This is a genomic window from Flavobacterium araucananum, assembly GCF_002222055.1.
Taxonomy (GTDB): Bacteria; Bacteroidota; Bacteroidia; order Flavobacteriales; family Flavobacteriaceae; genus Flavobacterium; species Flavobacterium araucananum.
In genome coordinates, this window is the sequence record NZ_MUGS01000132.1 from 1 (window position 1) to 1,043 (window position 1,043).

At 26.3% G+C, this 1,043-nt stretch carries 1 protein-coding gene; it reads left to right on the top strand.

Translation table 11 applies throughout. The features are described 5' to 3' along the window. Positions 1 to 125 precede the first annotated feature (125 nt). Positions 126 to 707, top strand: a complete 582-nt coding sequence (locus B0A64_RS25375; RefSeq protein WP_146198398.1) for a hypothetical protein — start codon at positions 126 to 128, stop codon at positions 705 to 707. Positions 708 to 1,043 lie beyond the last annotated feature (336 nt).

The following is a 1,043-nucleotide window of genomic DNA, read 5'->3' on the forward strand; positions in this document are numbered from 1 at the left end:
GATGAGCTCTGCTCAAAAAGTTGATACTAAACTAAAATTCATTAAAAAGTATGCTTATTGTAATTGTATTTATATTAATAATGTCAGATTTGATGAAAATTACTTAATTGATAAATTTTAGACAAGTGATAAATCAATTAAAGAAAAAAGAGCATACCACATGCAAGGAAAATTTAAGAAAAGAAACCGGTTTAAAAAACTTTACCAGATTAACCTTTGCAATTTATGGACTAATTTTAGTACTGATTTATTTAGTGGTACTAGTAACATTTTACAAAAGTTTGTTTTTTGATTTCAAAATGTTCTCCTTTTTGATCGGAACGTGCTTGTGGATTGTTCTTTACATAAAATCGCAACAAATCATTGACAAAAATCAATTTAGGGAATTTACAGTATTAGGCTTGCTACTTATTATCCTGAGTACAGTTTTACTAATTATTACAAAAACTAGTTTTTTAAACTTCATGATGACAGCATTTCCGCTGTTTTATATTCTTTATTTTCGTTTGTTACTCTTTTTATTTTACAAAGACTTCGTAACGTCATATAAAAAACCAACTATTCTTTTTGCTTCAAGAGGTGGAAAATGGACAACTGAAAATCTGGAATCCGGATATATAGCTTCCAAAAAAGAAGTACTATTTTCTAATTTACTTTTTTTTGGTCCCTTTGTACTAGCAGGGATTGTAACCTATTTTATAATCTAAACAGAGCAAATGATTACTTAAGAAATGAATAATCAAAATAAAGAAGATTTAGTAAACAAAACTTTAGAGAAAAAAAACAGATAAATTCTCGGCATCCCCAGTAATTGCTGAATTCTTACATATTTTAATTTTATTTTTGAAAAATATTATGATATTTTTGTGAAAAATATTACTAATTGACTTGTTTATTTAATTTGTATTTGTATATTCGTACAAATTATTGATTGCGAATCACCCTCACCTTCCTACAAGAAGCAAATCAAAAAAAGTACTTTTAAGTACAAAAAAGAGGTATTCTAAAATCATATGGAATACCTTTTTTTTTGTTTATACTAG